Genomic DNA, 4,069 nt, shown 5'->3' with positions numbered 1-4,069 from the left:
TTACCGTCGAGATGCAGACAGATGCAGTGGTCGAGGAACACTCGCGCAATCCTTGTTTCGGTGGCGGCTTCAGCGAGGGTGAACTTGGTATTTTGGAACCCGAAGATCGTTCGCCCGAATGCTTCTCGTTGGCGCGTGTATTCGATCGTCTGGTGCAAGGCCAATTCCATGGCGGCAACCGCTCCGACCGCGACGATAAGTCGCTCCTGCGGCAGTTGCGTCATCAGCTGAAAGAAGCCTTGCCCCTCGGTGTCGCCTAGCAGATGCGTCTTGGGGACGCGCACGCCGTCGAAAAACAATTCAGATGTGTCCTGACCGCGCTGACCTATTTTGCTGAGGACTCGTCCTCTCCGGAACCCGGGGCGATCGGCTTCCACGACGATCAGCGAGATACCGCTGGCGCCTTGGGTATGGTCGGTCTTGGCCACGACGACGACGAGATCGGCTTGCTGACCATTGGTGATGAACGTCTTCGAGCCGGTGATGACGTACTCGTCCCCATCGAGGACGGCGCGCGTCTTCACGCTTTGAAGGTCAGATCCGGTTCCAGCCTCCGTCATCGCAATGGCACCGATCAATTCGCCCGACGCCATCTTGGGCAACCACTGCCTTTTCAGGTCTTCCCGTGCGTAGTGCAGGATGTAGTGTGCGACGATGCCGCTGTGCAGGCCGGCGCCCCACGAACTGTCCCCGATTCGAGCTTGCTCTTCGAGCAGAACTGCTTCGTGCGCGAACGTCCCGCCGCCGCCGCCGTATTCGACCGGCATCGACATGCACAGCAGGCCCAGCTCGCCTGCTCGTTCCCACACCGCCCGGTCGACATGGTGTTGCTCGGCGAAGCGCTCTGAGTGGGGTGCAATCTCAGTGGCAACGAACTTTGCGGCGAGATCACGAAGCGCTTCCAATTCCGGGCTGAGCCAAGGTGAGGCGACTGTCATGGTGTCCTTTCGGTTAGGTGCTGCTGACGACGTTGGCGGCTTTTCGGGTTAGCCGCAGTACACGACCTGGTATTCGCCGGCGCCGTGGCGTGCTCTCAGCAATTTTTTGTCGTATTTGCCCACACTGGTTCGGGGAACCTCAGCAATGAACGCCCAGCGCTCCGGGATCCACCACTTGGCGACCGCGCCGTCCAGGAAGACCCGCAATTCGTTGATATCCAAGCTGGTTTCGGTCTTCGTGACGATCAACGCCAAGGGTCTTTCCTGCCACTTCTCGTCGGGCACGCCGATCACCACCGCCTCATGCACGGCTGGATGGGCAACGAGCGCATTCTCCAAGTCGACCGAGGAAATCCATTCGCCACCTGACTTAATGACGTCTTTTACCCGGTCGGTAAGCGTAAGGTAGCCGTGTTGATCGATGCGACCCACGTCGCCGGTGCGCAGCCATCCTTCGTCGAGCTTGTCGGAGTCGTTGTCGCCGAAGTACGAGCCGGTGACCCACGGTCCGCGGGCCTGGATCTCGCCGATAGACCGTCCGTCCCAGGGCAGGGTACGGCCATCGTCGCCACGCAGCCTAATCTCGACACCGCAGACGGGACGACCCTGACAAGCGCGTAGCTCCCATTGGCGCTCGCCGTTGGTCCCCTTCGGCGCGCGCGCCACGGTTGCCAGCGGCGAGGTTTCGGTCATCCCCCAGGCCTGCAGGATCGGGACACCGAATTCACTCTCGAAGTGCTCCATCAGTGACCTTGGAACGGCCGACCCGCCGCAGGCGACCAGGCGTAGCGACGAAATATCGTGCTCCGGTTCGGATTCCAGGAAATGCTGCACGTCATTCCAGATCGTCGGTACCGCACCGGCCACGGTCGGCTGCGTGTCCTCGATGATGGCAACCAACGGTGCCGCCTGCAGGTATCGGTCGGGCAGCACGAGGTCGGCTCCACACATCAGCGCGGAATAGATCAGCCCCCATGCGTTCGCGTGAAACATCGGGACGATCGCCAAGACGCGGTCTTCTTCACCGATGGACAGCACGTTGGGTGTGCAGCCAGTCAGCGAGTGCAAATAGGTGGAACGATGACTGTAGACAACACCTTTCGGGTTTCCGGTAGTGCCGCTGGTGTAGCACATCGCCGCGGCCGACCTCTCATCGAGCTCTGGCCAGTCGAATTCGCCGTCTTGATCAGCAAGCAGGTCCTCGTAGCGCAGCACGTTTTTACCGCTGGCCAGCAGCGGCTCCAGGTCGCCGTCGCCCGCTGCGATCACGGTGTGCACCGACGACATCGTCGGCAGTGCCTTCGCTAGAAGCGGTGCCACAGAGACGTCCGCGATGATGACCTTGTCGTCGGCGTGATCTGAAATGTAGCCAAGTTGTTCTGCGGTGAGTCGAAGGTTGAGGGTGTGAAGCACCGCGCCCATCGACGGCACCGCACAGTAGGCTTCCAGGTGTTCCTGATTGCTCCATTGGAAGGTGGCCACGCGCTGATCGTCAGTTATGCCCAGACTCCGTAGTGCGTTGGCCAACTGGCTGATTCGTCGCTTGAGCGCACCGTAGGTCGTTGTGCGGTAGCCCGATCCGGTCGGCGTGACGACTTGGCTGTCAGCGTGGATGGATGTCGCGTGCCTGACGATCGAGGCTACGGTCAAGGGGATATCCTGCATGGTGCTTTGCACAGGCACAATCCTTCAAACTGCTAGTTGGTGAATGAGTCCGGCACTGGAGGAGGTTCGTAGATGAGTTCGCCGTAATTGTCGCGCAGCGCGTCGATGATTTCCGTGAGGGGAAGGTCGTCGAAAACACCACGGTCATGGAGGTATTCCAGGTGTTGAGAGCCGTCGCCTGTGTAGGCGTGCAACATGGCGTCTCGCTGACCGTCGAATTCGATGGGAGCGACGCGGAAGCGCGCGCATAACTCGCGGTTGAATGCCGGTGTGGCCTTGACCCACCGACCATTCAGCAGTATTTGACTGTAGCCGTGGTAGACGAAAACGTCCGAACCACCCATCCGTTCACGGAGACTCGCGGTCTGTAGATGGTTGCGGACGTCGGCGAAACCCAACCGCGCCGGAATCCCCGCGGCGCGACATGCAGCCGTCAAGAGCACCGCCTTGGGGACACAGTAGGCGCGCTCGGCGACGGCGACCGCGCTGGCTCGGTACTGGCGCGGGTCGTCGGAGACGGAATACGGGTCGTACCAGATCGAATCACGGACAGCGGTGAAGATGCGGCACGCCTTATCGACGGAATCGGTGGCGTTGCGTGTCGCCGATTCGGTGAACTGCTGCACGGCATCGTGTTTCCAGTCGAGGAATTCGGTGGCTGCGAGGAACCGCGCAAATTCTGTCTTCATCGGCGGCGCAGCGTGATCGGTAACCCGTCGACCGGGATCGGCAGCGATGTGTTGTCCCAGCGGATGCGGTAGTCGGTGTCGAGGCCGAAGGTGAACGTGCGCAGCATCTGGTGCAGGATCGCTTTGACCTCGAGGGTGCCGAAGTGCATGCCGATGCATTTGTGCGCGCCACCGCCGAAGGGCAGCCACGCGAAGCGGTGAGCTTGGTCCTCGCGGCGCGGGTCGTCGAAACGTAAGGGGTCGAAGCGATCCGGGTTATGCCAGACTTCGCGGACGAAATGGTTGACGGCGGGAGTGATCGCCACAAGCGTGTCGCGGGGAATGTAGTGGCCGTCTATTGCGGTGTCTTGCACTGTTTTGCGCATGACTAGCGGGACCGGCGCCACGAGTCTCATGGATTCCTTGATCACCAGATCGAGCGACCTGAGCGCTTCCAAATCGTCGATCTCGGGTGATCGGTCGCCGAGAGCATCGCTTTCGGCGCGAACCCGATCTTGCCATTCTGGATGCTTTGCCAGGTAATAAGTTACCGCGGTGGTGGTGATGGTCGATGTGTCGTGAGCGGCCATCATCAGAAAAATCATGTGGTTGATGACATCGGAGTCACTGAAACGTTGTCCGTCTTCGGTGCTGGCATGGCACAGCGCGGCGAACAGGTCATTGCTGTTGCCGGCCCGGGCGGCCGGCAAGTGCCGGGCGAAGTATTCCTCGAGCACCCGTCGGCCGCGGATCCCGGCGCGATAGCGGGTGCCGGGAAGCGGCGCGCGGACGAGTGAG

Annotated in this window: 4 protein-coding genes; all 4 read right to left on the bottom strand. The window is 61.2% G+C overall.

The features are described from left to right. Nucleotides 1–938, bottom strand: a 938-nt coding sequence (locus HMPREF0591_RS10065) for an acyl-CoA dehydrogenase family protein (RefSeq protein ID WP_007168402.1), incomplete at its 3' end; no start/stop codon positions are given. Nucleotides 939–986: 48 nt separating this feature from the next. Continuing rightward, nucleotides 987–2,603 carry a long-chain fatty acid--CoA ligase gene (locus HMPREF0591_RS10060; RefSeq protein WP_085981616.1) on the bottom strand — a complete coding sequence of 539 codons (1,617 nt, stop codon included), beginning with the start codon at nt 2,601–2,603 and terminating at the stop codon, nt 987–989. Nucleotides 2,604–2,635: 32 nt separating this feature from the next. Further along, complete coding sequence (locus HMPREF0591_RS10055) at nt 2,636–3,292, bottom strand: transglutaminase-like domain-containing protein (RefSeq protein ID WP_007168400.1); 657 nt, start codon at nt 3,290–3,292, stop codon at nt 2,636–2,638. Then, nucleotides 3,289–4,069 (bottom strand): cytochrome P450 (locus tag HMPREF0591_RS10050; RefSeq protein ID WP_007168399.1); only part of this gene is annotated, 781 nt, incomplete at its 5' end. The genes HMPREF0591_RS10055 and HMPREF0591_RS10050, both read right to left, overlap by 4 nt.

Source organism: Mycobacterium parascrofulaceum ATCC BAA-614, assembly GCF_000164135.1.
Lineage (GTDB): Bacteria > Actinomycetota > Actinomycetes > Mycobacteriales > Mycobacteriaceae > Mycobacterium > Mycobacterium parascrofulaceum.
This window is presented reverse-complemented; position numbering and strand designations above follow the sequence as displayed.